Raw genomic sequence first — 25759 nt, forward strand, 5'->3', positions numbered from 1 at the left:
CGGCGGGCGTCGCCGTATGTCCGAACCACGAGACCGGAGGTCCCTTCCATGGCGCGAATCCCCGCGGTACTCCGCCGGTCGCTCGACGGGCTGCACAACCCCACCGTGGGGGGCGTGGCGATGCTCGTCGCCGCGGTGGTCGCGCTGGTCTGGGCGAACTCGCCCTGGGAGGGCCTGTACACCGCGCTCCGCGACACCGAGATCGGCATCGCGAGCCTGCACTTGGAGCTGACGGTCGGCCACTGGGCCGCCGACGGCCTGCTCGCGATCTTCTTCCTCGTCGTCGGCCTCGAACTCAAGGAGGAGTTCGTCAACGGCGAGCTGAGCGACCCGCGCCGCGCCCGGCTGCCGATCATCGCCGCCTTCTGCGGCATGGCGGTGCCGGCGCTGATCTACACGGCGGTGAGCTTCGGTACGCCCGGCGCGGCGGCGGGCTGGGCGATCCCGATGGCCACCGACATCGCGCTCGCCGTCGCGGTGCTGGCGGTGGCCGGCGGCGCGCTGCCGCTGGCGCTGCGCGTGTTCCTGCTGACCTTGGCGGTGGTGGACGACCTCGGCGCGATCGCGGTCATCGCGGTCTTCTACACCGACCACCTCGAACTCGGCTGGCTGGGCGCGACGGTCGCCGTGCTGGCCGTTTACTGGGGGCTGCAGCGCCTGGGGGTGCGCGGCGCCTGGATCTACATCCCGCTGGGCGTGCTGGCCTGGGCGTTCATGCACTACAGCGGCGTGCACGCCACCATCGCGGGTGTGGCGATCGGCCTGCTGACCCGGCTGGAGGAGCGGCCCGGGGAGTCGGAGTCGCCGCTGGACCGCACCCTGTTCCTGGCGCAGCCGATCTCCACCGGCCTGGCCATACCGCTCTTCGCGCTCTTCAGCGCCGGCGTGGCGCTGACCCCCGAGGCGCTGGAGCGGGCGGTGGCCGACCCCGTCGCGATCGGCATCGTGCTGGGCCTCGTGTTCGGCAAGTTCATCGGAATTCTCGGCGGTTCGTGGTTGTCCGTGCGGTTGGGATTCGCCAAGCTGTCAGATGAACTCGGCTGGCGCGACATCGGCGCGGCGGCCGCGCTCGCCGGAATCGGGTTCACGGTGGCGCTGCTCATCGGCGAACTCGCCTACGGCGGCACCGAGCGGTACGAAGAAGTGAAGATCGCCGTCCTGACCGCCTCCGCGATCGCGGCGACGGTCGCGGTGGTCCTGCTCCGCCTGCAGATCCGGCGGCGCAGGCGTCAGGCGCCGAGCCGGGAGGAGGTGGCCGCGGCGGCGCGCGAGCACGACTACAGCCACGCCGAGGGCGTCTTCGGGGCGGCCGGGCCGTTCGCCGGCGAGGAGCACGGCGCGCACCCGGCCGGCAACCGACCGAACAGCCCGCCCCCCGCCGATCCGGCCCTCCCCGCCGGACCCGGCGCCCGGCCCGCCGCCGGCGCCTCCGGACCGCCCCCCGGTCGCGGCGGCCCGCGGATCGCGAACGCGGAGGGCGCCGCGGAGCACGAAGGAGCCGCACGAATGTCCGTACCCCAGACCGGGCGCTTGGACGCCGCCGAGCGGGAGCCCACGGCGCACTCCCTGGGCGACCTGGTGGCGCTGGCCACCCAGGACGTCTCCGAGCTCGTCCGGGGGGAGATCGAGCTGGCCAAGCTCGAGATCGCCCGCGACACCCGCCGGGTGGCGATCGGCGTCGTCCTGGGCGCGATCGCCGCCTTCATGGGCCACCTGGTCCTCATCCTGCTCTCGATGGCGCTCGCGCTGGGGATCGCCGCCTTCGGCCTGCCCGACTGGGCCGGCTTCCTGATCGCGGCCGGGGTGTACGTCCTCGTCGCGGTGGTGCTGATCTTCGTGGCCAGCCGCTGGCTGCGGAACTTCGACGCGCTCAAGCGCACCCGTGAGACGCTCGGCGACGACCTGGCCATGCTCAGGCGCGGTTCCGAGCTGTCGGGCTGATCCAGCGCCGATGCCAGCGGAGTCCGTGGTCTTCGTCGATGGGCCCTGGGCCCACCGCACCGTCACCGCGGGCGGCACCCGATTCCACCTGGCCGAGGCCGGCGAGGGGCCGCTGGTGCTGCTGCTGCACGGCTTCCCGCTGTTCTGGTGGTCGTGGCACCACCAGCTCACGGCGCTGGCCGAGGCCGGGTACCGGGCGGTCGCCGTCGACCTGCGCGGGTACGGCGGCAGCGACAAGCCGCCGCGCGGCTACGACCTGAACACCCTGGCCGGCGACGCGTCGGGCCTGGTGCGCGCGCTGGGCGAGCCGCGGGCGGCCGTGGTGGGCCACGCGCTGGGCGGGCTGGTGGCGTGGACGATGGCCAGCCAGTACCCCAAGGTGGTGCGGCGGCTGGCGGTGGTGTCCATGCCGCACCCGGTGCGGTTCCGCGGCGCGGTGCTGTCGTCGGTGCCGGCGCGGCGGAGCCAGGCGTGGGCCAGCCGGCACATGCTCGGCTTCCAGCTGCCGGTGGTGCCGGAGCGGCGGCTGGTGGCCGGCGAGGCCGAGCTGGTCGGGCGGATCCTGCGGGCCTGGTCACGGCCGGGCTGGCCCGATCCGGCGACCGAGCGGCGGTTCCGCGAGGCCTTCCGGATCCAGGGGGTGGCGCACAGCGCGCTGGAGTCCTACCGGTGGCTGTTCCGCTCGCAGGTGCGCCCCGACGGGCACCGCTACCTCAACGCGATGCGGCGCCGCCCGGTCCAGGCGCCGACGCTCCAGCTGCACGGCGCGCTGGACACCTGCGTGCTGCCGGGCAGCGCGCAGGGCTCGGGCCGCTACGTCGACGGCCCGTACCGGTGGCGGCTGATCGAGGGGGCGGGCCACTTCCCGCACCAGGAGCGGCCCGACGACTTCGACACCGCGCTGATCGGCTGGCTGGACGACACCGAGCCGGACCGGTGAGCAGGGCATAGACAGGAGGGACGGCGATGGAGGGACCGGCGGCGCGCAGCCGCGACGAGGCGGGCCGGGCCCGCAACGACCGGCCGCGGGACGGCTACGGCCGGCCGCTGGCGCGCGGCGCCGCCGAAGGGGTGCCGCGGGTGCCCGACGACGCCGTGTTCGCACCTGATGAGGGGCTCGACCGCGCCCAGGAGCTGCTGGACACCGACTACCCCTTCCACGCGCACGAAGTGCTCGAAGCGGTCTGGAAGGCGGCCGAGGAGCCCGAGCGGGAGCTGTGGCGGGGCCTCGCGCAGCTGGCGGTGGGACTGACCCACGTGCGGCGCGGCAACCCGGCGGGCGCCGCCACCCTGCTGCGCCGCGGCGCCGGCCACCTGGCCGGCTACCCCGAGCCCGCCCCGCACCGCATCGACACCGCCGGCCTGCGCGCCCGCGCCCTGCAGCTCGCCGACCGGATCGACCGCGAGGGCCTGTCCGCCTTCGAGGGCCGCGAACTGACACTCCGGCTGCGCCGCCCGTAGCCGCGGCCGCGCGGCCCCGTCGGCCGACACCGTCGAGCCACACCGCCTGGACAGTCCCCCGCCCTCCCTGGGGGCACCCCTTGGAACCATTCTCGCGCTTCAAGGTGCGCGCCGCGAGCCCTGTACGGGCGGCTGTGGACAAGTCGCGGCGTCGCGGTGCCGGTCTGTGGACAAGTCGTCCGCTCGGCCGGCCGGCGCGCCGCCGCCCTCTAGGGTTCGGGCAATGGGCGGCTCACCGGCGCGGCGTACGTGCCGAGGGGTCGACCCGGGTACACGTCGACGGGGCGACCGGTCGACGTGGCGCCGGCGGCCTCGCGCTACCGTCTGGCGCAGCGGACGCGACGAGGCGCGGGTTACGACGGAGGTGGTCGACGTGGCGGACACCGGAGCGGCGGGCGGGCCGAGACCGGCACCGGATCGGGACGGCATCGACGGCTCGGGCACCGACCGGGCCCGCTGCGTGCTGGCCGACAACCCGGGGCCGATGACGCTGACCGGCACCAACACCTGGATCCTGGCCGAACCGGGGGCGTCGTCGGCGCTGGTGGTGGACCCGGGGCCCGACGACCCCGCGCACCTGCGCCGCGTGCTGGCCGCTCTGGACGCCCGCGGCCTGCGGCCGGCCGCCGCGCTGCTCACCCACCGGCACCTGGACCACTCCGGCGGCGCCCGCCGATTCCACGAACTAACCGGGGCGCCCGTCCGCGCCCTCGACCCGCACTACCGCTTCGGCGCCGAAGGGCTCACCGACGGCGACGTCATCGAGGCCGACGGCCTCGAACTGCGGGTCGTCGGCGCCCCGGGGCACACCTCGGACTCCCTCGCCTTCCACCTGCCGGCCGACGGCGCGCTGCTCACCGGCGACACCGTGCTGGGCCGGGGCACCACCGTGATCGCGCCGGACGGGGGCAGCCTCGGCGACTACCTCGCCTCGATGGAGCGGCTGCGGGCGCTCGCGGCGTCCACCGGGATGCGGGCGCTGCTGCCGGGCCACGGCCCGCTCTCCACCGCGCCGCTCGACCTGATCGACGCCTACCTGCGCCACCGCACGGAGCGGCTCGCCGAGATCCGGGCCGCGATCGCCGCGGGCGCGCGGACCGACGAGGAGGTGGTGGCCGCCGTCTACCACGACGTCGACGACAGTGTGCTGACCGCGGCCCTGTTCTCGGTGCGGGCGCAGCTGGACTACCTGCGGGAGCGCGGCGAGTTCCCCCCTCGGGCCGATGCTCCCGCGCCCTGAGCCCGGCCGGCGGCCCGGGACCTCCCACGTCCCCGGACCGCGCGCACACCGCGCCCCCGGCCGCCGTGCGGCGGCCTCAGCGGGCGCGCTTCTGCATCCGCTCCACGTCGACCAGCACCACGGCCTTGGCCTCGATCCGCAGCCAGCCCCGGCCCGCGAAGTCGGCCAGCGCCTTGTTCACTGTCTCACGCGAGGCGCCGACCAGCTGGGCCAGCTCCTCCTGGGTGAGGTCGTGGTGCACGTGCAGGCCGTCGTCGCCCTGCTTGCCGAAGCGCTCGGCGAGGTCGAGCAGCTGCTTGGCCACCCGGCCGGGCACGTCGGTGAAGACGAGGTCGGCCATCACGTCGTTGGTCCTGCGCAGCCGCTGGGCGAGCGCCTTGAGCAGGTGGACCGCCACCTCGGGGCGGTCGGCCAGGAAGGGGCGCAGGTCGTCGTGGCCCAGCCCGGCGAGCACCACGTCGGTGACCGCGATCGCGCTCGCGGTGCGCGGGCGGGGGTCGAACAGCGACAGCTCGCCGAACATCTCGCCCGGGCCCAGCACGCCGAGGAGGTTCTCCCGGCCGTCGACGGCGGTACGGGTCAGCTTCACCTTGCCGCTGAGGATGACGTACAGCCGGTCGCCGGCGTCGCCCTCGGCGAACAGGCGCTGCCCCCGGCCCAGGCGGATCTCCGTGATCGACGCCCGGAGCGCGTTGGCCCCCTCGTCGTTCAGCGCCGCGAACAGCGGGGCCTTACTCAGTACGTCGTCAGTCTGGTCCACCCGTTCCTCCTTGCAACCGTCGCCATCAGTGTGACGCACGTCGCACTCGCCTGTGAACCCAGGATCAGATCCGGCCGTTCGTCGCTTCGGTCCGGCCCCGCCCGCGGTGCCGGCCATCGGCGCCGAGGCGTTTCCGCCCAGCGCGCCACCAGCGGACACCTTAGGCGATCGGCCCGGTGGCGGTCACCACTTCCCCGAGTCCCGCGGGGTGCTCCGTGTTCCGAGGTCAGTAACGGTCGATCGCCGGTTAATGTTCCACAGGTCACGTTTGGCGGCCGCGGAACCGGGTCCAGGACGGCCGCAGGCGGGCTGCGCGGCGGGGCGGGCCGCCGGGATCGGGCGGGAGGGCGGCGGCGCACGCCGTACGCTGGCGGCATGGCGACGAAAACGGCGGTTCCGGGACGAGCGCGCGCCCGCCGGCCGGAGACCCGGCTCGGCCTGGTGCGGCGGGCGCGGCGGATGAACCGCATCCTGACCGAGACCTATCCCGACGCCCACTGCGAACTCGACTTCGCCGACTCCTTCCAGCTGCTGGTCGCCACAGTGCTGTCGGCGCAGACCACCGACGTGCGGGTGAACCGCACCACCCCCGCGCTGTTCGCGCGCTTCCCCACCCCCGAGGAGATGGCGGCCGCCGACCCCGAGGAGCTGGAGGCGCTGATCAGGCCGACCGGTTTCTTCCGGGCGAAGGCGAGGTCCCTGCTCGGCCTGTCGGCGGCGATACGCGACCGCTTCGGCGGCGAGGTGCCCAGGACCCTGGACGAGCTGGTCACCCTGCCCGGTGTGGGGCGCAAGACCGCCAATGTCGTGCTCGGCAACGCCTTCGGCGTGCCCGGGCTCACCGTCGACACCCACTTCGGGCGGCTGGTCCGCCGCTTCGGCTGGACCGAGGAGACCGACCCCGTCCGGGTCGAGCAGCGGATCGCCGACCTGTTCCCGCCCAAGGAGTGGACGATGTTGTCGCACCGGCTGATCTGGCACGGCCGCCGCATCTGCCACTCCAGGCGCCCGGCGTGCGGGGTGTGCGGGCTGGCGGCGCTGTGCCCGTCGTTCGGCACCGGCCCGGTCGAGGAGGCGGCGGCCCGCAAGCTCGTCCGCACGGGCCCGTTCTCGTGACGGGGCTCTACGGGCGCGGCGGCGCGGCCGGCGCGGAGCCGGCCGACGCGGCGGCGCCGGAGTGGCTGCGGGAGCTGCACCGTGCCGCGCTGGCCGCGCCGGTGCCGGTCAACATGCGGCCGCCGCGCGAGGGCGGGCGGCCGTCGGCGATCCTGGTGCTGTTCGGCGAGGGCACGCACGGCCCCGACCTGCTGCTGATCCAACGCGCCACCGGGCTGCGCCGGCACGCCGGCCAGCCGGCCTTCCCGGGCGGCGCCATCGACGCCACCGACTCCGGGCCGGTCGCGGCGGCGCTGCGCGAGGCGACCGAGGAGACCGGCCTTGACCCGTCCGGTGTGCAGGTGCTGGGCACGCTGCCGCAGCTCTACGTCGCGCACAGCGGTTTCCGGGTGAACCCGGTGCTGGCGTGGTGGCGGAGCCCGAGCGCGGTGTGGCCGGCCGACGCGGGCGAGGTGGCGGCGGTGGCGCGGGTGCCGGTGGCCGAGCTGGTCGATCCGGCCAACCGGCTGCGGATCAGGGTGCGGCAGGCCGGTATCGGGCACCTGAGCCCGGCATTCCGGGCCCAGTCCATGCTGATCTGGGGCTTCACCGCCGGGGTGCTGGACCGGCTGCTGGCCTTGGGCGGCTGGGAGCGGCCGTGGCTGGCGGACGCCCCGGTGGAGGACCTCACCCCGCTGAACTGAGCCGCGGGATCTCGGTTCCGGTGCGGGGGCGGGGTCTGAAACGATGGTGTCCGACCCCGAGGGCCGCCTCGGGCCGATAGGTACGGTTGGCGAATGCACGGCAGTCTCCTGGACGTCTTCCTGATCCTCCTCGTCGTGCTCTTCGGCTTCCTCGGCTACCGCCAGGGCTTCATCGTCGGCGCGCTCAGCTTCGTGGGCTTCATCGGCGGCGGCGTGCTCGGAGCGCTGCTGGCGCCGCCGCTGGTGCAGCAGGTGGTGTCGGTGCCGGCGCAGCAGTCGCTGCTGGCCATCGCGGTGGTATTCCTCGGCGCGGCGCTCGGGCAGTTCCTGACCTCCTACGGCGGTGCGCTGATCCGCGAGCGGGTGGTGCTGCACAGCGCCCGGGTGGTGGACTCGATCGGCGGCGCGCTGATCAGCGGCCTGTCGGTGCTGCTGGTCGCCTGGCTGGTCGGCAGCGCGCTGGCGAACTCCGCGTTCCCCGTCGTCGGCGGCCAGGTCAGGGACTCCCAGGTGCTGCGCACGGTCGACGCCGCCATGCCCGACGTGGCGCACACCTGGTTCGCCCAATTCCGCCGGATCGTCGACAACAGCGCGTTCCCGCAGTTCTTCAGCGGGCTCGGGCCGGGCGCCACGGTGGAGGTGCCCGAGCCCGATCCGGCCGTGCTGAACACCGAGGAGCTGCGGGAGGCCAGCCACAGCATCGTCAAGGTGCTCGGCACGGCGCCGTCGTGCGGACGGCAGATCGAGGGCACCGGTTTCGTGTTCGCGCCGGAGCGGGTGATGACCAACGCGCATGTCGTGGCGGGGGTGACCGAGGGCCCGGAGGTGATGACCCGGTCGGGGCAGCAGCTCGAGAGCGAGGTCGTCCTCTACGACCCCCAGCGCGACCTGGCGGTGCTGAACGTGCCCGGCCTGGACCTGGAGCCGCTGGAGTTCGCCGAGGGCGCGGAGTCGGGCGACGACGCGGTGGTGGCGGGCTTCCCGCGCAACCAGGGCTTCACCGTGGTGCCGGCGCGGGTGCGGGCCAGGCAGATCGCGCAGGGCTTCGACATCTACCAGGAGGAGCAGGTCAGCCGGGAGATCTTCCAGCTGCGCGCCGAGGTGGCGCCGGGCAACTCCGGCGGGCCGCTGCTGTCGCCGGACGGGCGGGTGTACGGCGTGATCTTCGCGGCCGCCACCGACGACCCGGAGACCGGCTACGCGCTGACCGCCGAGGAGGTGTCGGCCCCGGCCGAGGAGGGCGCCGGGGCGGTGCGCCCGGTCTCCACCCAGGAGTGCGACTGACCGGGCCCTCGCTCGCGCGGTCGTCGGGGGGCGGTCAGCACGATTCAGCAGGATGCGGGCGGCTCCGGGCGGCCAACGATACGGCTCCGCCGCCCGGTCCGCGAGAACCGGCGCCGGTTATCCACAGGTCGCCACCGCGAGGTCCCGACTTGTCCACAGACGGCTGCGCCGACTGGCGCCCGGCGCCCGCGGCTGCCAGCGTGGTTCCGGGGAGCCGGAGGCGGGACCGCCCGGGGTGGGTGTGCCCCCCTTGGGAGGGTGGGGGGTGGGGGAAACCGGGAGGCGCGCGTTTCGAGAACGGGCCCGAACCGAGGGGGCAGGTGCCGGGGCCCGGGCCCCGGCCAGGCAGGGGCCCGGGTAAGGCCGGGGATCCGGATCAGGTCAGATCCCGGCTCCCCGCGATGTCGTACTCGGCCACCGTGGCGGCCAGCACCGCGGCGGTCTGCTCGCCGGAGGGGCCGCTGCCCCGGAAGTCCTCGACGGCGGCCTGGGTCTCCCACCGCTCGAAGATGTTGACGCGGCCGGGGTCCAGCGGGTCCGCGCCGATCGCGAAGTCGAGGCAGCCGGGGGCGCGCCTGGCCTGTTCGACGACGCCGACGCAGCCGGCCAGGTACGACTCACGCTGGTGCGGCTCGACCATGATGTGCCCCGCGACGATGACCATGTGCGCTCCCGTGTCCGGTTCGACGATCCGTCACGGGTGACGACCTCCGGCCGGCGCGGAACTCATCGCCCAACCGGCCGTGGCCCGTCCGGAACGGGACCCGGCTAGGCCGGGTACTCCACCTCGCCGTGCGGCACGATGTGGGGTTCGCCGTCGATGAGGACGATCTTCGGTTCGATGGGCACGACCGTGCGGGGCCGGGCCAGGACGTCGGCGACGGTGCGGGAGCGCGCGACCTGGCGCAGCGTGGTGACGGTCGGCGGCAGCATCGGCAGCCGCCCCTCCCGCCAGGCGGCCACGGCCGCGTCGGCGTCCAGCCACTCGCCGTGGTCGGCCTCGCCGCCGACCAGGCGGGTGCGCTGCCCCTGCGGGAGGGCGGCCGCGAAGAACCTGGTGTCGTAGCGGCGCGGCTCGACGGCGGGGGTGATCCACCTGGCCCAGGGCGCCAGCAGGTCGGAGCGGAGCACCAGGCCGCGCCGGTCCAGGAAGGCGGCGAGGGACTGGGAGTGGTCCTCCAGGGCGCGGCGGTCGGCCTCCCAGTCGTCGCCGCGGGTGTCGGCCACCACGGAGCGCGTGTCCGGGCCGGCCAGCAGCACCCCCGTCTCCTCGAAGGTCTCGCGCACCGCGGCGCACACCAGGGCCCGCGCCAGCGCCGGGTCGGCGCCCAGCGCCTCGGCCCACCACCGCGGCGGCGGCCCGGCCCAGCGGGGCGCGCTCTCGGCGTCGCGCGGGTCCACCCGGCCGCCGGGGAAGACGTGGAAGCCCGCCGCGAAGGGCATCGTCGCCGCCCGGCGCAGCAGGTAGGCGCGCGGCCCGGCGGCGCCGTCGGCCAGCAGCACCACCGTGGCGGCGTCGCGCGGTTCGGCGGGCTCCAGCCGCCCGGCCAGGATCTCGGCGGCCCGCTCGTCCAGTTCGGTGGCGAGTCTCACCCGTCGCGGACGGTCCATCGGCGCACTCCCCTCGACGGTGCGGGCCGGGCCCGCCGCCCGGTCACTCCACTTCGACGATCAGCTCCACCTCGACGGGCGCGTCCAGCGGCAGCACCGGCACGCCGACCGCGCTGCGCGCGTGGCGGCCCCGGTCGCCGAAGACGGCGCCCAGCAGCTCGCTCGCGCCGTTCAGCACGGCGGGCTGCGCGGTGAAGCCGGGGGCGCTGGCGATGTAGCCGGTGACCTTGACCACCCGCACCACCCGCGCGAGCGCGCCGATCTCGGCCTTGACCGCGGCGAGCGCGTTCAGCGCGCACACCGCGGCCAGTTCGGCGGCCCGCTCGGGCGTGACGTCGGCGCCGACCTTGCCGGTGCCCGCGAGCTCGCCGTCGACCATCGGCAGCTGCCCGGCCGTGTAGACGTGGTCGCCGGTGCGCACCGCGGGCACGTACGCGGCGAGCGGTCTGGCCGGCTCGGGCAGCCGCAGGCCGAGTTCGGCGAGGCGCCCCTCGGGGTCGGCCCCGCTCACACCTTCTCGCGCTTCAGGTAGGCCACCAGCTGCTCGGGGTTGGGCCCGGGGATGACGGTCACCAGCTCCCAGCCGTCCTCGCCCCAGTTGTCGAGGATCTGCTTGGTGGCGTGCACCAGCAGCGGGACGGTCACGTACTCCCATTTCACGTTCGCCATGGGGAAAGCGTACGGGTTCCGGCCCCCGGGTACCGCCCTGGCCCGGCCCCGCACCGCGGCCGGTCAGCCCGGCTGCGGTCCCCAGCCGGGCGCGGCCGGCGGGTAGCCGGGCTGCGCGGGGTACTGCTCCCAGTCGCCCTGCTGCCCGGGCCGCACGGTCTGGGTGCGCTGCGCGTCGGGGTTCCCGCCGCTGGGGTCGCTCCAGCCGCCGTGCGCCGCCGGGGCGTCGTAGGGCCCGGAGCCGGTGGCGGCGGGCAGGTCCTCGCGGCGCTGCCCGCTGGTCAGTTCGGTGCCGCTGATCTCGCGGACCTCGGCGTCGAGCGGGTCGGCGTGCTCGGACGGAGCCGCCTCCTCGGCGTGGTCGCCGCCCGAGGGCGCCGCGGTGCCGCGCCCGGCGTCGCCGACGAAGCGCAGCAGCTCGATCGGCAGCGGCATGATGACGGTGTTGTTCTTCTCGGCCGCCACGTCCACCAGGGTCTGCAGCAGCCGCAGCTGGAGCGAGGCGGGGTCGCGCTGCAGCACCTGCGCGGCGGCGGCCAGCCGCTTGGACGCCTGGTACTCGGCGTCGGCCGAGATCATCCGGGCGCGGCGGTCGCGGTCGGCCTCGGCCTGGCGCGACATGAGCCGCTGCATGTCCGGCGGGAGCGCCACGTCCTTGATCTCTACCCGGTCCACCCGGATCCCCCACGGCCCCTCGGTCGGTTCGTCGATGATCCGGGCCAGCTCGTCGTTGATCATGTCGCGCTCCGACAGCAGCTGGTCCAGCTCGCTGCGCCCGATCACGGCGCGCAGCGAGGTCTGCGAGACCTGCGACACGGCGTACATGTAGTTCTGCACGTTCACGATCGCCTTGATCGGGTCGACCACGATGAAGTACACGACGGCGTCGACGCGCACCGTGACGTTGTCGCGGGTGATGCACTCCTGCGAGGGCACGCCCATCACGGTGACCTGCATGTTGACCTTCTGCATCGTGTCCACGAAGGGCAGGATCACGGTGAGGCCGGGCTCGCGCACGCCGGGCAGGATCCGGCCGAAGCGGAACACGATGCCCTTCTCGTACTGCTGTACCTGTTTGATCGACGCGAACAGGAAGATCAGGATCAGAAGGAGGAAGAGGCCGAGGCCGATCAGGGCGAATTCCATGGGTCTGTGAACACCTCGTCGGAGTGGTCGTGCGGTCGATCGCGTCATGTCGTCGCGAACGACCATGGCACAGGCGAGGGTTCACGTGAAACCTCGCGGCCCCTCCTGGCCGCGGCGGACGGCGCGGCCGGTCCGCTGTGCGGCCCGCGCCGGAGCGAACGCTAGTCTCGGGATCAAGGGGTCCCGAAGCCGCAGGCCGCAGGCGCGGCCCGGCCGGAACGGACGAGGACCCGACAGGCAAGGGGCGTAGCGAGAGGTGCACACACCACCGCGTGCACGCGACTCCGACTGGGAGGGCGTACGGCTGCACGTCGTGACCGGCAAGGGCGGTACCGGGAAGACCACCGCGGCCGCCGCGCTCGCGCTCGGCCTGGCCTCCGGCGGCCGCAAGGTGCTGCTCATCGAGGTGGAGGGCCGGCAGGGCATCGCCCAGCTGTTCGACGTCCCGCCGCTGCCCTACGAGGAGCGCAAGGTGGCGGTGGCGCCCGGCGGCGGCGACGTCTTCGCGCTGGTGGTCGACCCCGAAGAGGCGCTGCTGGACTACCTGGCCATGTTCTACAACCTGCGCCAGGCCGGGCGGGCGCTGACCCGCCTCGGGGTGATGGACTTCGCCACCACCATCGCCCCCGGTCTGCGCGACGTGCTGCTGACCGGCAAGGCGACCGAGGCGGTGCGGCGCCGGGACAAGCGCACCGGCCGCTTCGTGTACGACGCCGTCGTGATGGACGCGCCGCCCACCGGCCGCATCACCCGCTTCCTGAACGTCAACACGGAGGTGGCCGGGATCGCCCGGGTCGGCCCGATCCGCAACCACGCCGACGCGGTGATGAAGGTGATCGGCTCCCCGCAGACCGCCGTGCACTTCGTCACGCTGCTGGAGGACATGCCCGCGCAGGAGACGCTGGACGGCATCGAGGAGCTGCGGGCCGCCGGGCTGCCCGCCGGCGGGATCATCGTGAACATGGTGCGGTCGCCGCTGCTGTCCGACGACGACATGGCGGCCGCGGCCGGCGGCGGCGTCGACACGGCCCGGCTGGTGCTCGGCCTCAAGGCGGCCGGGCTCGACGAGCCCGAGCGCACCGCCGAGGGGCTGTCGGCGGAGCTCGTCGGGCACGCCCGGCGGGTGGCGCTGGAGCGGAACGTGCGGGAGGTGCTGGAGCGGGCCGGGCTGCCCTGCTACGAGCTGCCGCTTCTCCCCGACGACATGGACCTGGCGGGCCTGTACCGGCTGGCCGGGGAGCTGCGCGAGCAGGAAGCGGCGTGATGGCGGTAGGAGCGCAGGCCGAACCGGCGGCCCTGGACGCGGACGCGCTGATCGACGACCCGCGGACCCGGATCATCGTCTGCTGCGGCTCGGGCGGGGTGGGCAAGACCACCACGGCGGCCGCGCTGGGGCTGCGCGCGGCCGAGCGGGGCCGCGACGCGGTGGTGCTGACGGTCGACCCGGCCCGCCGGCTGGCCCAGTCGATGGGGCTGACCGAGCTGGACAACATCCCCCGCCCGGTCCCGGGCGCCGACACCGCGGCGGGCGGCACCCTGCACGCGATGATGCTGGACATGAAGCGGACCTTCGACGAGATCGTCGAAGCGCACGCCGATCCCGACCGGGCCAGACAGATCTTCGCGAACCCGTTCTACAAGTCGCTGTCGTCCAGCTTCTCCGGCACCCAGGAGTACATGGCGATGGAGAAGCTGGGGCAGCTGCGCCAGTCCGACGAGTGGGATCTGATCATCGTCGACACCCCGCCGAGCAGGTCGGCGCTGGACTTCCTGGACGCGCCCAAGCGGCTCGGCCGCTTCCTGGACGGGCGGCTCATCAAGATCCTCACCGCCCCGGCGAAGGCGGGCGGGCGCGCCTACCTGCGGCTGCTGGGCGCCGGCTTCGGCATGTTCACCGGGGTGGTCACCAAGGTGCTCGGCGCGCAGGTGCTCAAGGACATGCAGACCTTCGTCACCGCCTTCGACGCCGTCTTCGGCGGCTTCCAGGAGCGCGCCGAGCAGACCTACCGGCTGCTGCAGACCCAGGGCACCGCGTTCGTGGTGGTGGCGGCGCCCGAGCGCGACGCGCTGCGGGAGGCGTCCTACTTCGTGGAGCGGCTGGACCGGGAGCGGATGCCGCTGGCGGGGCTGGTGCTGAACCGGGTGCACCGCAGTGCGCTACCGGAGCTGTCGGCGGCCCGAAGCCTGGCCGCGGCGGAGACGCTGGCGCAGGGCCGGACCGGCTCCGCCGCCGCGGAGCCGGCCGAGGGCCGCGGACTGACCGAGGCGGCGCTGCGCCTGCACGCCGACCGGATGAGAACCATCGCCAGGGAGCGCAGGCTGCGCGAGCACTTCACTTCGGCGCATCCCGCGATCGCGGTGGCGGAGGTGCCGGCGCAGCCGGAGGACGTGCACGACCTGGCGGCGCTGCGCCGGATCGGGGCGGCACTCGGGGGTGGCTCCGCCGAGGCCGGGGACTGACCCGGCGCCGCGCCGGGGGTCAGCTGGCGACGAGTTCGTCGCCGGTCTGCTCGTAGGCCTGGCGGGCGTCCTCCAGGAGGTCGCGCCAGGAGTCGACGTCGGGGCGGCGGCGCAGCAGCGCGCGGCGCTCCCGCTCGGTCATTCCGCCCCAGACACCGAACTCGATCCTGTTGTCCAGCGCGTCAGCGAGGCACTCCGTGCGCACCGGGCAGCCCCGGCAGACCAGCTTGGCCCTGTTCTGCGCCGCGCCCTGGACGAACAACGCATCCGGATCCGTCGTACGGCACGCGGCGCGAGCGGTCCAATCCGTGATCCACATGAGTCCACTCCCCAAATTCTTCGTGCGTAGCTCTGGGTGGCCGACGGGCGCGGACGCCGTGCCGCCTTTCATGAAGCCGCAGGCAAGAAGTTAGGAGAACGGACCCGTCCATCAACAGCCCCCGTTGGGCCCATTTCTGGCATAGCCCGGGAGTGCCATGCCATCCGAACGGACTAGTCATCTACGGGGAGAAGGGCAACCGCCCAGGTGGGAGCGGTCGGCGCTTGCGCGGCGGCCGGATCGGGAGGGGGTGGCAATGGGGTCATCGCCGGTCTTGAAGGGCCGCGTGCGGTGCGATACGTAACAAGAACGGTTGAATCCGAACGCATCGGGCGCACCCGGTGCACCGTATCGACACGTACCCTTGGAGCCGTGGTTCAGTTGACGATTCTTCGCAAGATCGGGCAGCTGATCGGCATCGGGGTCATCGCGGGCGTGCTCGTCGCCGCGCTGGCGCTGCCTGCCGTCGGCGGCATGGGCATCACGGCGCGAAACGCGTCGCTGGGCTTCCTGGAGCTCCCGACGGAACTGGAGACCCCGCCTCCCCCGCAGCGCTCGGTGATCCTGGACCGCGATGACGAGGTGATCGCCGAGATCTACGACCAGAACCGCGAGCTGGTCGGCCTGGACGAGATCTCCCCGGTGATGCAGCAGGCCATGCTCGCCATCGAGGACGAGCGCTTCTACGAGCACGGCGGCGTGGACGTGCAGGGCACCTTCCGGGCCGCGCTGCGCACCCTGTCGGGCAACACCGAGGGCGGTTCGACCCTCACCCAGCAGTACGTCGAGAACGTGCAGGTCTACAGCGCAGCCACCCAGGAGGAGGCGCAGGCGATCCGCAACGCCAGCATCCCGAGCAAGCTGCGGGAGCTGCGCTACGCGCTGGCGCTGGAGCAGCGGCTCACCAAGGACGAGATCCTGGAGCGCTACCTCAACATCGTGTACTTCAGCGACGGCGCCTACGGCATCGAGTCGGCGGCGCAGCACTTCTTCAACACCACCGCCGCCGAGCTGACGCTGCCGCAGGCCGCGCTGCTGGCCGGGCTGGTGCGCTACCCGTACCAGTACGACCCCACGGTGTACCCGGAGAACGCGCTGATCCGGCGGAACGAGGTGCTCGGCCGGATGCTCGCCAACGGGATGATCACCCAGGAGCAGCACGACGAGGCGGCAGCCACCGAACTGGAGCTGGACGTCGTCGAGCACGAGAACGGCTGCTACTTCAGCGAGGCGCCGTACTTCTGCGACTACGTCGTCCGCGAGATCGAGAGCAACCCGCAGTTCGGCGAGACCCCCGAGGAGCGCTCGGAGTTCCTGCGCCGCAACGGCCTGGTCATCCACACCACCCTCGACCTCGACATGCAGGAGGCGGCGCAGAACGCGATCGAGGAGCGGGTGCCGGTCGGCGACCCGTCCAACAAGATCGCGGCCGAGGTGCTGATGGAGCCGGGCAGCGGCGAGATCCGCGCCATGGCGCAGAGCACCGAGTACGGCAACGAGGACGAGCGCGGCGTCACCGCCGTGAACTACTCCGTCGATGCCGACCAGGGCGGCAGCACCGGCTTCCAGCCCGGGTCCACCTTCAAGGCGATCACCCTGGCGGCGGCGCTGGACGAGGGCATGGGCTTCGGCACCGACTTCAACTCGCCGGGCAGCATGTCGCTGAGCTCCGGTTTCCAGGACTGCGACGGCAACAACGTCACCTCCCCCGCGGACCCGTGGAACGTCGCCAACTCCAGTGAGAGCAACGCCGGCATCCACGACATGCGCAGCGGCACGGCCGGTTCGGTGAACACCTACTTCGCGCAGTTGGAGAGCCGGGTGGGGCTCTGCGACGTCGTGCAGATGGCCGAGCGGCTGGGCGCGCACCGCGCCGACGGCAACGAGCTGAACCAGGTGGCCTCCTTCACCCTGGGCAGCAACGAGGTGTCGCCGCTGACCATGGCGACGGTGTACTCCACCTTCGCCAGCCGCGGCATCCGCTGCGAGCCGATGGCGATCACCGAGATCCGCGACCGGGTGAACGGCGAGACGATGGAGTTCGAGTCCGACTGCGAGCGGGCCATCTCCCAGGAGGTCGCCGACGGGGTGAACACTCTGCTGCAGGCCGGCTTCCGGCCGGGCGGCACCGCCTACGGCAGCGGCCTGTCCCGCCCGGCGGCCGGCAAGACCGGCACCGCGGACCGGTCCCAGTACGCCTGGTTCGCGGGTTACACCCCGAACCTGACCGGTATCGTCGCCGTCGGCGACCCGCGCGGCTCGCAGCCGGAGCACCGCCTGGAGAACGTCGAGATCGGCGGCCAGTACTACCCCGCCGTGTACGGCGGCACCATCCCCGCCCCTATCTGGCAGGCCACCATGCAGGTCGCCACCGAGGGCCTGGAGGCCGAGGGCTTCCCCGGCGCACCCGGCCGCTTCAACACCCCCTCCCAGCTCCGCCAGCAGCAGGAACAGCAGCAGCAGGAGAACGACGAGGGCGGCGGCGAAGGCGGCGGCGGGAACGGCAACGGGAATGGCAACGGCCGCGGCAACGACGACGACTGACGAACCCGGTGCCTGTGGACGCAGCGTCCCGCTCCGTCCACAGGCACCGGGACGGGGCTGGCCCTGTGGGCGGGGATCGGGCAGGCTTTAATCAAGGGGTCCCCCCTGGTCCCGGGGAGGGGTGTGCCCGGCGGACGGTTCGGTGCCGGCCGCACCGGGGCGCCCCGCCGGTCCGCCGCGAGCAGCCCGGGCCGATCGGGCGGGGGCCTTCCGTCAGCCGAGGTACTTGCGGATGAAGGCGATCTCGGCGGCCATCTGGCGCACGCGTTCCTCCACGACGAGTGAGCCGTGGCCGGCGTCGAAGCGGTACACCTCGTGCGCCTTGCCGAGTTCGGCGAGGCGCTTCAGGTAGTTGTCGATCTGCCGGATCGGGCAGCGCGGGTCATTGGCCCCGGCCAGCACCAGCACGGGCGCCTTCACCTGCTCGATGTAGGTGATGGGCGAGGACTCCCGATAGCGGTCCGGCACCTCGTCCGGGCTTCCGCCGAACAGCGAACGGTCGAACGCCTGGAGCGCTTCCATTTCGTCTTCGTATGCCGCGACGTAATCCGCGACCGGCACCGCGGCCGCGCCCGCGCTCCATGCGTCTGGGTGGACGCCGAGGCCGAGCAAGGTGAGGAATCCGCCCCACGATCCCCCGGTCAGCGCGATCCGGGCCGGGTCGGCCTGGCCGGAGGCGACCATCCAGTCGCGCACCGCCCGGATGTCCTCCAGTTCGGTGAGCCCGATGCGGGCTTCGAGCGCGTCCCGCCAGGCGCTGCCGTAGCCGGTCGAGCCCCGGTAGTTCACCCGCGCCACGGCGTAGCCCTGGTCGACCCAGGCGGCGACGTCGGGCGCGAACTGGTCGGCGTCGTGCGCGGTGGGGCCGCCGTGCGCGATGAAGACGGTCGGGTACGGGGCGGTGGCCTCGGCCGGCAGCGATATCAGCGCGTGCACGCGTCCGCCGGGCCCGTCGACCCACGCGTCGACCGCCGGCACCGAGGGAGGGGCCGCAGGGCCCTCGGCGGTGAGGATGACGCGGCCGTCGGAGGCGCGGACCGCCGGCGGCCGGGCCGAGCTGGACCAGGAGTACTCGACCGTGCCGTCGGGTCGGGCGGTGGCCGAGCCGATGGAGCCGGCGGGCGTGTCGATCTCGGTGAGGGCGCCGCCGGCCAGCTCGTACCGGAACAGTCGGGTGCGCGCCTGGTACTCGTGCGCGATCAGCAGCGCCGACGCGTCCGGGTACCAGTCGGCGCTGATCTCCCCGGGCAGCTCGATCCGCGGTTCGAACTCCTCGCCGCTGCCGGGATGCCAGATCAGCGGCGCGCTGCGGCCGCGCCGCTCGTGCAGCACGAGCAGCCGATCGTCGCCGGGCAGCGGGGCGAAGCCGACGGCCGCCAGGCCCTTGCCCGGACCGTCCCACAGGTCGGCGACGGTGGTGCCGTCGGCGGTGAGCACCCGCAGGGCCGGGTGCCGGCTGTCGCCGTGCTCGCTGTGCTCGATGGCGATCAGCCGCTCGTCGCGGGAGAGCGCCGCGACGCCGCCGTCCTGCTCGTGGCGGTAGATGAGCCGGGTCGGGCGGCCGGGCCCGGAGATGTGCACGGTGAAGCCGTCGTCGGTGGAGCCGCCGACCACGGCGGTGCCCGACGCGCCCAGGCACAGGCCGGACGGGTAGGAGGGTTCCAGGCCGGCCACGGCGGGCTCGTCGGGGCCGCCGGTGAAGGGCTGCCGCCGCCAGACGCCGAACTCGTCGCCGTCGGTGTCGTCGAACCACCACAGCCATTCGCCCGAGGGGTCGACGGCTCCGGTGACCGTGCCCTCGGCGCGGTCGGTGACCTGGCGGTGGGTTCCGGATTCTCGGTCCCAGGTGTACAGCTCCCACACTCCGGTGGTGTTGCTGCGGTACAGGTTCCGATGAGGTGCCTGCTCGGCCCACTCGGGCAGTGAGACCCGGGCGGCCCGGAACCGCGCCTTCCAGCGCTCGTCGTCGACCATGCGGCCAGTTAACCAGGCTGCGCATGCGGCCCAATGTGGCCATGGCGCCGAGTCGCGACAAGTGCGCCCAACCGGACACTCTGGTTAGATTCCTGATACCAAGGTGTGACTATGTCGCAATCAGAGGAGAGCCGGAGAGTGGAGTTCCTCCCGTTGCCCAACGATCTGCTCATGGACGAGCTCTGGGAGATCATCTCGGAGCCCCCGCCCCCGCCGGACGTCCTGGAGCGCGTCGAGCGACTGCTCGCGGAGCTCTAGCACCTCGACGGCCGCCTCGCGGCTCGCACCCCCGGCCGTTCGCCGGATGACGAGGCTCGTCCCCATCCGTCCGATCGGTTCCCGCCGCCGAGCGGCCCTTTTCCCACGCCGTACGCCGGTGACCGACTGTGGTCAGGCGCACGCAGATGCAAATTCCATCCGGATTGACCACCGCTGACAGCGCGTTGGTGCCCGACTGACCCCCTCTGGCAGTAGGGCACCAACGCGGCTGTGCCCCTACTTGTCGCCCGGGTTGCGCATCGCAAACGCAAAATGCATTTACGCCTTGATAACCGTCCGGCCATGGGCGCGGGAAAGCCTGCTGAGCTGCGGCACGAAGCACGTACCAGGCGTTGTAACGTTCTCTCAAGCCGGTCCCGCTGACCCCCCTCTTCCGGCGGGACCGGTCCCATTCCTTCGGCGCGCAGCGCCAAGCCACCCGCGGGCGATCTCCGCACCGCCACAGCGGCCCGCGGACCCGCCGACAAGGACGCACGGCCGGCCCGACGCGTTCTCCCGAGCCGCCGCCTTCGCGTCCGCCCCGCGCCGGCCGCTCACCGTACGGCCTCCTTCCCGCTTCCGAGCGCGCCCGCGGCCTTTCCCGTTCGGACGGATATCGCCCGATCACGCTGCTGCCCCGGCGAGGTCAATCGCACCGGCCGCCCGATTCCGCCGCCCTCGCCACCCTCCGATGTATTCGAATGACAGAGCGGATATACAACCGCGCACGTGTTCACGGACCCGTCGCGAACCCACCGCACAAGACCACACGTTTCCCCAGGTGAAGCACGGTTCATATAAATCGCCATATGGATTCGTATGCGTATTGCGCCGCAGATCCGCTAGCGTTCGGCGCGGCGGACCGAGGGTTCGCGAAATGGACGTGCAGAATAGTGGAGGTATGCCCTCATGTCGGTTTCCAGTGCTGAGCGGCGGGTCAGGCCGACGTGGTTCGATGACGCGAAACTGGGCGTCATGGTGGTGTGGACGCCCGCCGCGGTCCCGGCCTTCGCGCCCCTTTTCCCGTCTGCCGCCGACTGGGAGCGGATGACCGACGAGGAGAGCACCGCGCTGCTGCGCGACCACCTCCCCTTCGCGGAGATGTACCTGAACCAGCTGCACATTCCGACCAGTGCCACCGCCCGCCACCACGCGGAGCACCATCCCGGCCGCGACTACGACTCCTTCGCGGCCGAGTTCCGCGCCGGACTGCACCGCTGGGATCCGCGGCCGTGGGCGGAGCTGTTCGCGGCGGCCGGCTGCCGCTACGTGGTGCTCACGGTGAAACACCAGGACGGATTCCTGCTCTGGCCGAGCGCCGCGCCGAATCCGCACAAGCGCGCCTGGCAGGCCGAGCGCGACATCGCCGGCGAGCTGGCCGAGGCGGTGCGTGCGCGCGGCATGAGGTTCGGGGTGCTCTACAGCGGCGGGCTCGACTTCACCTTCACCGAGCCGCCCGCCTCGGACGACTACGAGAATCTGCCGGAGCGGATCGCCCAGGACCCGCGGTACAGCGCCTACGCGGACGCGCACTGGCGCGAGCTGATCGAGCGCTACCGGCCCTCGGTGCTCTGGAACGACGCGGGCTATCCGGCCGGCGCCCGGGCCGGCGAGCTGATCGCCTGGTACCGCGAGCAGGTGCCGGACGGCGTCGTCAACGACCGGTTCGGCCCGCACCCGGCCGGCTCCGAGGAGGAGCTGGCCGATTTCGCGACCCTGGAGTACCAGCGCGACTACGCGAACGAGGCGCCCGCGGGCCGCGGCTGGGAGTCGTGCCGCGGCCTGGGCTCGTCCTTCGGCTACAACCGCCAGGAGACCGACGGCACCCTGCCCAGCCGTACCGAGCTCATCCACGAGTTCGTGGACTGCGTCGCCCACGGCGGCAACTTCCTGCCCGCCGTCGGCCCGACCGCGAGCGGCCGCATCCCATGGATCCAGGCCGAGCGGCTGCTCGCGCTCGGCTGGTGGCTGCGCGAGAACGGCGAGGCCGTCTACGGGACGCGTCCCTGGCTGCGCGCCGCCGGCACCACCCGGGACGGCCTCGGCGTCCGCTACACCCGGTCCGCCGACGCGGTCCACGCGATCGTGCTCGGCACCCCCGCCGCCGCCCGGGTGGAGCTGGACGTGACCGTCGACGACGCAGCCGCCGTCACCCTGGCCGGCGACCGGTCCCCGCTCGAATGGGCGCCGACCGGGCACGGGGTCGCGGTGCGCCTGCCCGAGGTCCCCGATGAGCGGCCCGCGCTGGTCCTGCGGATCTCGCCCGCCGAGGCGGTGCGTCCGGTCGCGGCCGAGCGGGCGCGATGACGGCCGCGCGATCCGCCCGGCCGCACCGGGCGGGTTCCGGCTCCCGTCAGTGGTCCGCCCGGCGCCGGGCGTTCGCCCACAGCGCCCAGCACGGCACCGACGCCGCCAGCGGGTAGAAGGCGCCGGCCAGCACGTCCGCCCGCGCCAGCCGGCAGTCGTCCCGGTACTGGTAGGAGGTGCGCTCGAAGGCGGTCGGATACTCGATCAGCGGCGGGCATTCCGAGTCGATGCTCTCTTCGCGCCCCTGAGGCGTGGCGAACAGCATCATGCCGACCGCCGCCCCCCAGAGCGCGACCGCGAGGCAGCCCCACACAATGCGCCACATATCGACCCCTTTCCGACGCGCCGCACAGCCTGTCAGACGGAGGGTCGGGGATGCCGCCGTTCTTAGGAAACTCATAACGGCCGCCGCGGCGGGGCGTCAGGGCTCCGGCGGCCGCGCCTGCGGAGGATCGCGCCCGCCGTCCTGCCGGTCCGGTGCGGGAAGGACCACCGCCGACCGTGCGCACAGCGGGACGGCCCCCGGGAATGTCGTCCTCCCGGAGAGCCGTCCCTGCGGTTGCGCGTCCGCACGGGTCACCGCGCGCCGGCCGCCTCGCGGAGCCGGTCGTAGACGAGCACCAGGGCGCCGGTGTCCGTGCTGGTCACATTGGTCAGGCTCCAGGAGGTCGACGGGAAGCCCTGGTCGAACATCCGGATCCCTCCGCCGGACAGCTCCGGGCAGAGGACCATCGTGATCCGGTCGATCTCGTCGACGGCCAGCAGCGCCCGGATCAGGCTGAGGCTGTTCTGGACGACGATGTCCCCGCCGTCACGCCCGCGCAGCTCCCGGACCACTTCGGCCGGGTCGCCGCTGACGATCCGGGCGCCGGACCAGTCCGTTCCGGTCAGCGTGGTGGAGAACACGACCTTCTCCACCTGGTCCAGCCACTGCCCGTAGGCGCGGTCGCGCGGATCGGCGTTCTCGTCGCGGCCGACCGCGGGCCAGTAGCCGCGGAAGCCCTCGTAGTTGCGCCGGCCGAGCAGCGCCGTGGTGCCGCCGTTGACGATCTGGGTGAGCACGTCCCTGGCCTGGTCGCTGACCGCGTGCCGGGCCACCCAGCTCATGTCGCCCGCGCCGCCCGGCCCGGTCACGTAGCCGTCCAGGGACATGCTGAAGTTCGCCACCACGGTCCGTCCGCCGGTGTTCTTCGCGGCCGTCTCGGTCATCGCAGTTCCTCTCGGTCTCGCTCGGTACTGTGATCGATGGTGGCCGGGGAGCCGTGCCGGGACATCTGCCGACTGGCAGATATTCCGGAACGGGTGGCAGACTCATCGGCCATGGTGATCCACCTTCCGGCGGACCTGTCCTCGTTCGTCGGGCGGGCGGCCGAACTGGAGTCGGTCGTCCAGGCGCTGGCCGGCGGCCGGCTGCTCACGCTGGCCGGTCCCGGGGGCTGCGGCAAGACCCGGCTGGCGGTCCGGGCCGCGCGGCGGGCCTCCGGCGGCGGCGCCGTCTGGGTCGACCTGTCCGAGGAGTCCCGCGACGAGCAGGTGGTGCAGCGGGTCGCCGAGGCGCTGGGGGTGCCGGTGCCGCGTTCGGATCCGGCCGCCGCGGTGGCCGCCCTGGCGGACGGCCCGGCCATGGTCGTGATCGACAACTGCGAGCAGGTGCGCGCCGGCGCGGCGGAGTTCGCCGAGGCCGCGCTGCGCCGGTGCCCCGGGCTGACCGTCCTGGCCACCAGCCGGGAGCCCCTCGGGGTCGCCGGGGAACGGGTCTGGCGGGTGGCGCCGATGGTGCTGGCCGAGGCGGTCGAGTTGCTCCTGGAGCGGTCCGGCGCCGACGCCGCCGACCAGGCGGCGCGGGCCGCGGCCCGCCGGATCTGCGAGCGGCTCGACCGGCTGCCGCTCGCCCTGGAGCTGACCGCCTCGTGGGCCGGCACCCTCTCGCTGCCCGAGATCGCGGAGATGCTGGGCGGCGGTGCCGATCAGCTGCTGCTGGACGGCGGTCGGCGGTCGGCCCCGTTCCGGCAGCGCACCCTGGCGGACTCGATGGACTGGAGCCACCGGCTGCTCACCGGTGATGAACGCGTGCTGCTGCGCCGGCTCGCGCCCTTCCAGCAGTTCGGCGTCGACGCGGTGCGGGCGCTGGCCGGAGACGGGCAGGGCGGCGGGATGCTCCGTGCGCTGCGCGGCCTGATCGACAAGTCCCTGGTCGTCTGCGACGTGTCCGGGCCGCGGGCGCGGCACCGCATGCTGGCCGTCGTGGCGGAGTACGCGCTGGCCAGACTGCGCGAGGCGGGCGAGGAGACCCAGGCCAGGCATCAGCATGCGCGCGTCCAACTGGATCTGCTGCGGGCGCTCGCGCCGCTGGCCGCCACCGACAAGGACCGGTGGCGGGAGCGGGTGCGGGAGTTCCGGGCGGATCTGCTGGCCGCGGCGGAGTGGTGCCTGGCGGGGGGTGACGCCGACCTCGGCCGCCGGCTGTGCGTCGCGGCGGCGTGGTGGTGGCACCTGACCGGCGACCGGGCGGGGCGGCGGCTGCTCCGGCGCGCCGCCGAGCTGGATCCGGGCGGCGACCAGGCGCTGCAGGGCCGGGTGCTGGTCTCGCTCGCGCTGGTCGGCGAGGTGGTGCAGCCCGACGCGGAGACCTTCGCGGCCGCGGAGCGGGCCGCGGTGCTCGGCGGGCAGGCCGGTGATCCGGGTACGGTGCTGCTGGCGCAGCAGCTGGTCGCGATCGGCCTGCTGCACTCGGATCTGGCGGCCGCACGCGAGCTGGCGCTGCGCACCCACCGCGAGGCCGCCGCCGCGGGCGACGCGTTCAGCCGTGATGCCAGCGGAGTGCTGGTCGGGCTGGTCGACCAGTTGGGCGAGAACCACGCCGACGCGTGCGAGTGGCTGGAGCGGTCCGCGGTGTCGCTGCTGCGCCGCGGCGACCGGGGCATCGCCGCCACCGGGCTCGCCGCCCTGGCCGTCGGCAAGTCGCACACCGGGGAGCTGGAGCGGGCCGAGCGGACCGCGGTCCGCGCCAGGGAGGCCGCCGCGCCGCTGCGCGACTTCGCCCGCAGCGGCACCGCCGCCTGGGGCCTGGCGCGGGTCGTCGCCCTGCGGGGCCGGCTGGACGAGGCCGAGGCGGTCATGGACGAGCTGCAGCGGGTGATCGACGAGGCGTCGCCGGCTCCCTACGTCCCCGGCTGGTCGGCGACCCGCGCCCGGGTCGCCCTGTGGCGCGGGGCCGTGCCGCAGGCGCTGGACTGGTGCGAGCGGGAGCGGCACGCGGTCACCCCCGACCTGCTGCTCGTCCACGCGGCCGCACTGCGGCTGGCCGGGGACGCGGACGCGTCCCGGCGCAGGCTGGAGCAGGCCGAGGCCGCGCCGACCCTGGACGGGATGCCGCATCTGCGGGCCGGGGCGCTGGCCGAGCGCGCCCGGCTGCTCGCTCCCGCGGATCCGGCGGCGGCCGCCGCCCTGCACCGGGACGCACTGCGGATCCGGCTCGATCACGGCCTCGTCCTCGGCTGCGTCGACAGCCTGGAGGCCCTGGCACCGCTGGCCGGCACGCCGGAGCGGACCGGGCTGCTGCTGGGCGCGGCCGACCGGGCCCGCCGCGAGACCGGTTACCGCGCCGGACGTCCGGTGCTGCCCGAGGGGCCCGAGTACGCCACGGCCCTGGACCGGGGCCGCGCCCTCCCGTTGGACCAGGCGGCCGACCGGGCTTTGAGGGGCCGCCGCGCCGCCCGGCCGGTGACCGGCTGGGCCAGCCTCACGCCGGCCGAACGCTCGGTGGCCGAGCTCGCCGTCCGCGGACTCAGCAACCCCCAGATCGCGGCGGAGCTGTTCATCGGCCGCGGCACGGTGAAGACCCACCTCTCGCACGCCTACGCCAAGCTCGGCGTGGCCAACCGCACCGAACTGGCCCGCAGCCGCCCGCCGGACCGGCGCCAGCAGGCGGCAGGCGAGCGCATGCGAAAGACGCCACCTCCGTGATCGGAAGTGGCGTCTGAGCT

The 25759-nt window shown here is 73.7% G+C and carries 23 protein-coding genes; 13 read left to right on the forward strand and 10 right to left on the reverse strand.

Annotated elements, in window-relative coordinates; all coding sequences use genetic code 11:
- Positions 1–48 precede the first annotated feature (48 nt).
- The 4 genes from nhaA to CLV72_RS10465 all read left to right on the forward strand — a co-directional run bounded on the left by nhaA (position 49) and on the right by CLV72_RS10465 (position 4642).
- Complete coding sequence (gene nhaA / locus CLV72_RS33180; protein ID WP_106243980.1) at positions 49–1941, forward strand: Na+/H+ antiporter NhaA; 1893 nt, start codon at positions 49–51, stop codon at positions 1939–1941.
- A 10-nt stretch (positions 1942–1951) separates the two neighbouring features.
- Positions 1952–2881 (forward strand): alpha/beta fold hydrolase, encoded by a 930-nt coding sequence (locus tag CLV72_RS10455; protein WP_106243982.1) that lies wholly within the window; start codon positions 1952–1954, stop codon positions 2879–2881.
- A 26-nt stretch (positions 2882–2907) separates the two neighbouring features.
- Positions 2908–3402, forward strand: a complete 495-nt coding sequence (locus CLV72_RS10460) for a DUF309 domain-containing protein (protein ID WP_106243985.1) — start codon at positions 2908–2910, stop codon at positions 3400–3402.
- 373 nt (positions 3403–3775) lie between these two features.
- Positions 3776–4642, forward strand: coding sequence for an MBL fold metallo-hydrolase (locus CLV72_RS10465; protein ID WP_245930096.1), 867 nt, complete (start codon positions 3776–3778; stop codon positions 4640–4642).
- A 76-nt stretch (positions 4643–4718) separates the two neighbouring features.
- Here CLV72_RS10465 and CLV72_RS10470 read toward each other — a convergent pair whose 3' ends face one another.
- Positions 4719–5402, reverse strand: a complete 684-nt coding sequence (locus CLV72_RS10470; protein WP_211302806.1) for a Crp/Fnr family transcriptional regulator — start codon at positions 5400–5402, stop codon at positions 4719–4721.
- A gap of 375 nt (positions 5403–5777) precedes the next feature.
- Between CLV72_RS10470 and nth the strand changes: the two genes are divergently transcribed.
- The 3 genes from nth to CLV72_RS10485 all read left to right on the forward strand — a co-directional run bounded on the left by nth (position 5778) and on the right by CLV72_RS10485 (position 8485).
- The gene (nth, locus tag CLV72_RS10475; protein ID WP_106243991.1) at positions 5778–6518 is read left to right on the forward strand and encodes an endonuclease III; all 741 of its coding nucleotides are present in this window, start codon (positions 5778–5780) and stop codon (positions 6516–6518) included.
- Entirely contained in the window at positions 6515–7201 is a 687-nt protein-coding gene (locus tag CLV72_RS10480) for an NUDIX hydrolase (RefSeq protein WP_425428057.1), read from the forward strand. Before nth ends, CLV72_RS10480 begins: the two co-directional genes overlap by 4 nt.
- 93 nt (positions 7202–7294) lie before the next feature.
- A complete protein-coding gene (locus CLV72_RS10485; RefSeq protein WP_106243994.1) occupies positions 7295–8485 on the forward strand; it encodes a MarP family serine protease in 1191 nt (396 codons plus the stop codon).
- Positions 8486–8861: 376 nt separating this feature from the next.
- Here CLV72_RS10485 and CLV72_RS10490 read toward each other — a convergent pair whose 3' ends face one another.
- The 5 genes from CLV72_RS10490 to CLV72_RS10505 all read right to left on the reverse strand — a co-directional run bounded on the left by CLV72_RS10490 (position 8862) and on the right by CLV72_RS10505 (position 11911).
- Positions 8862–9149 carry a putative quinol monooxygenase gene (locus CLV72_RS10490; protein WP_106243997.1) on the reverse strand — a complete coding sequence of 96 codons (288 nt, stop codon included), beginning with the start codon at positions 9147–9149 and terminating at the stop codon, positions 8862–8864.
- A 104-nt stretch (positions 9150–9253) separates the two neighbouring features.
- Positions 9254–10096, reverse strand: coding sequence for an NUDIX hydrolase (locus CLV72_RS10495; RefSeq protein ID WP_211302807.1), 843 nt, complete (start codon positions 10094–10096; stop codon positions 9254–9256).
- A gap of 43 nt (positions 10097–10139) precedes the next feature.
- Positions 10140–10607 carry a RidA family protein gene (locus CLV72_RS10500; RefSeq protein WP_106244001.1) on the reverse strand — a complete coding sequence of 156 codons (468 nt, stop codon included), beginning with the start codon at positions 10605–10607 and terminating at the stop codon, positions 10140–10142.
- Positions 10604–10765 (reverse strand): Sp36 family protein, encoded by a 162-nt coding sequence (gene sp36, locus CLV72_RS31715; RefSeq protein WP_146159408.1) that lies wholly within the window; start codon positions 10763–10765, stop codon positions 10604–10606. The genes CLV72_RS10500 and sp36 overlap by 4 nt, the downstream gene beginning before the upstream one ends.
- A gap of 63 nt (positions 10766–10828) precedes the next feature.
- The gene (locus tag CLV72_RS10505) at positions 10829–11911 is read right to left on the reverse strand and encodes a slipin family protein (RefSeq protein WP_106244006.1); all 1083 of its coding nucleotides are present in this window, start codon (positions 11909–11911) and stop codon (positions 10829–10831) included.
- A gap of 256 nt (positions 11912–12167) precedes the next feature.
- Between CLV72_RS10505 and bagA the strand changes: the two genes are divergently transcribed.
- Entirely contained in the window at positions 12168–13175 is a 1008-nt protein-coding gene (gene bagA, locus CLV72_RS10510) for an ATPase BagA (protein ID WP_211302808.1), read from the forward strand.
- Positions 13175–14371 carry an ATPase BagB gene (gene bagB / locus CLV72_RS10515; RefSeq protein ID WP_106244013.1) on the forward strand — a complete coding sequence of 399 codons (1197 nt, stop codon included), beginning with the start codon at positions 13175–13177 and terminating at the stop codon, positions 14369–14371. The genes bagA and bagB overlap by 1 nt, the downstream gene beginning before the upstream one ends.
- A gap of 19 nt (positions 14372–14390) precedes the next feature.
- Here the strand turns inward: bagB and CLV72_RS10520 are convergent, their stop codons facing one another.
- A complete protein-coding gene (locus CLV72_RS10520) occupies positions 14391–14690 on the reverse strand; it encodes a WhiB family transcriptional regulator (protein WP_106244015.1) in 300 nt (99 codons plus the stop codon).
- Between the two features lie 372 nt (positions 14691–15062).
- Between CLV72_RS10520 and CLV72_RS10525 the strand changes: the two genes are divergently transcribed.
- Entirely contained in the window at positions 15063–17234 is a 2172-nt protein-coding gene (locus CLV72_RS10525) for a transglycosylase domain-containing protein (RefSeq protein ID WP_245930097.1), read from the forward strand.
- Positions 17235–17447: 213 nt separating this feature from the next.
- Here the strand turns inward: CLV72_RS10525 and CLV72_RS10530 are convergent, their stop codons facing one another.
- On the reverse strand, positions 17448–19208 hold the full coding sequence (locus CLV72_RS10530; RefSeq protein ID WP_106244018.1) for a S9 family peptidase: 1761 nt from the start codon (positions 19206–19208) through the stop codon (positions 17448–17450).
- Positions 19209–19319: 111 nt separating this feature from the next.
- Between CLV72_RS10530 and CLV72_RS32130 the strand changes: the two genes are divergently transcribed.
- Both CLV72_RS32130 and CLV72_RS10535 read left to right on the forward strand, forming a co-directional pair.
- Positions 19320–19466, forward strand: a complete 147-nt coding sequence (locus CLV72_RS32130) for a hypothetical protein (RefSeq protein ID WP_170140947.1) — start codon at positions 19320–19322, stop codon at positions 19464–19466.
- Between the two features lie 909 nt (positions 19467–20375).
- Positions 20376–21773 (forward strand): alpha-L-fucosidase, encoded by a 1398-nt coding sequence (locus tag CLV72_RS10535; RefSeq protein ID WP_106244023.1) that lies wholly within the window; start codon positions 20376–20378, stop codon positions 21771–21773.
- A gap of 46 nt (positions 21774–21819) precedes the next feature.
- On the opposite strand, the gene CLV72_RS10540 is transcribed toward CLV72_RS10535, so the two are convergent.
- Together CLV72_RS10540 and CLV72_RS10545 are read right to left on the reverse strand one after the other, a co-directional pair.
- Positions 21820–22098, reverse strand: a complete 279-nt coding sequence (locus tag CLV72_RS10540; protein ID WP_106244027.1) for a hypothetical protein — start codon at positions 22096–22098, stop codon at positions 21820–21822.
- Positions 22099–22349: 251 nt separating this feature from the next.
- The gene (locus CLV72_RS10545) at positions 22350–22982 is read right to left on the reverse strand and encodes a dihydrofolate reductase family protein (protein WP_106244031.1); all 633 of its coding nucleotides are present in this window, start codon (positions 22980–22982) and stop codon (positions 22350–22352) included.
- Positions 22983–23093: 111 nt separating this feature from the next.
- Between CLV72_RS10545 and CLV72_RS33600 the strand changes: the two genes are divergently transcribed.
- Positions 23094–25739: a helix-turn-helix transcriptional regulator gene (locus CLV72_RS33600; RefSeq protein ID WP_106244035.1), complete on the forward strand. Its 2646-nt coding sequence runs from the start codon at positions 23094–23096 to the stop codon at positions 25737–25739.
- The last annotated feature ends 20 nt before the right edge of the window (positions 25740–25759 follow it).

It is taken from the genome of Allonocardiopsis opalescens (assembly GCF_003002095.1).
Classification (GTDB): Bacteria; Actinomycetota; Actinomycetes; order Streptosporangiales; family Streptosporangiaceae; genus Allonocardiopsis; species Allonocardiopsis opalescens.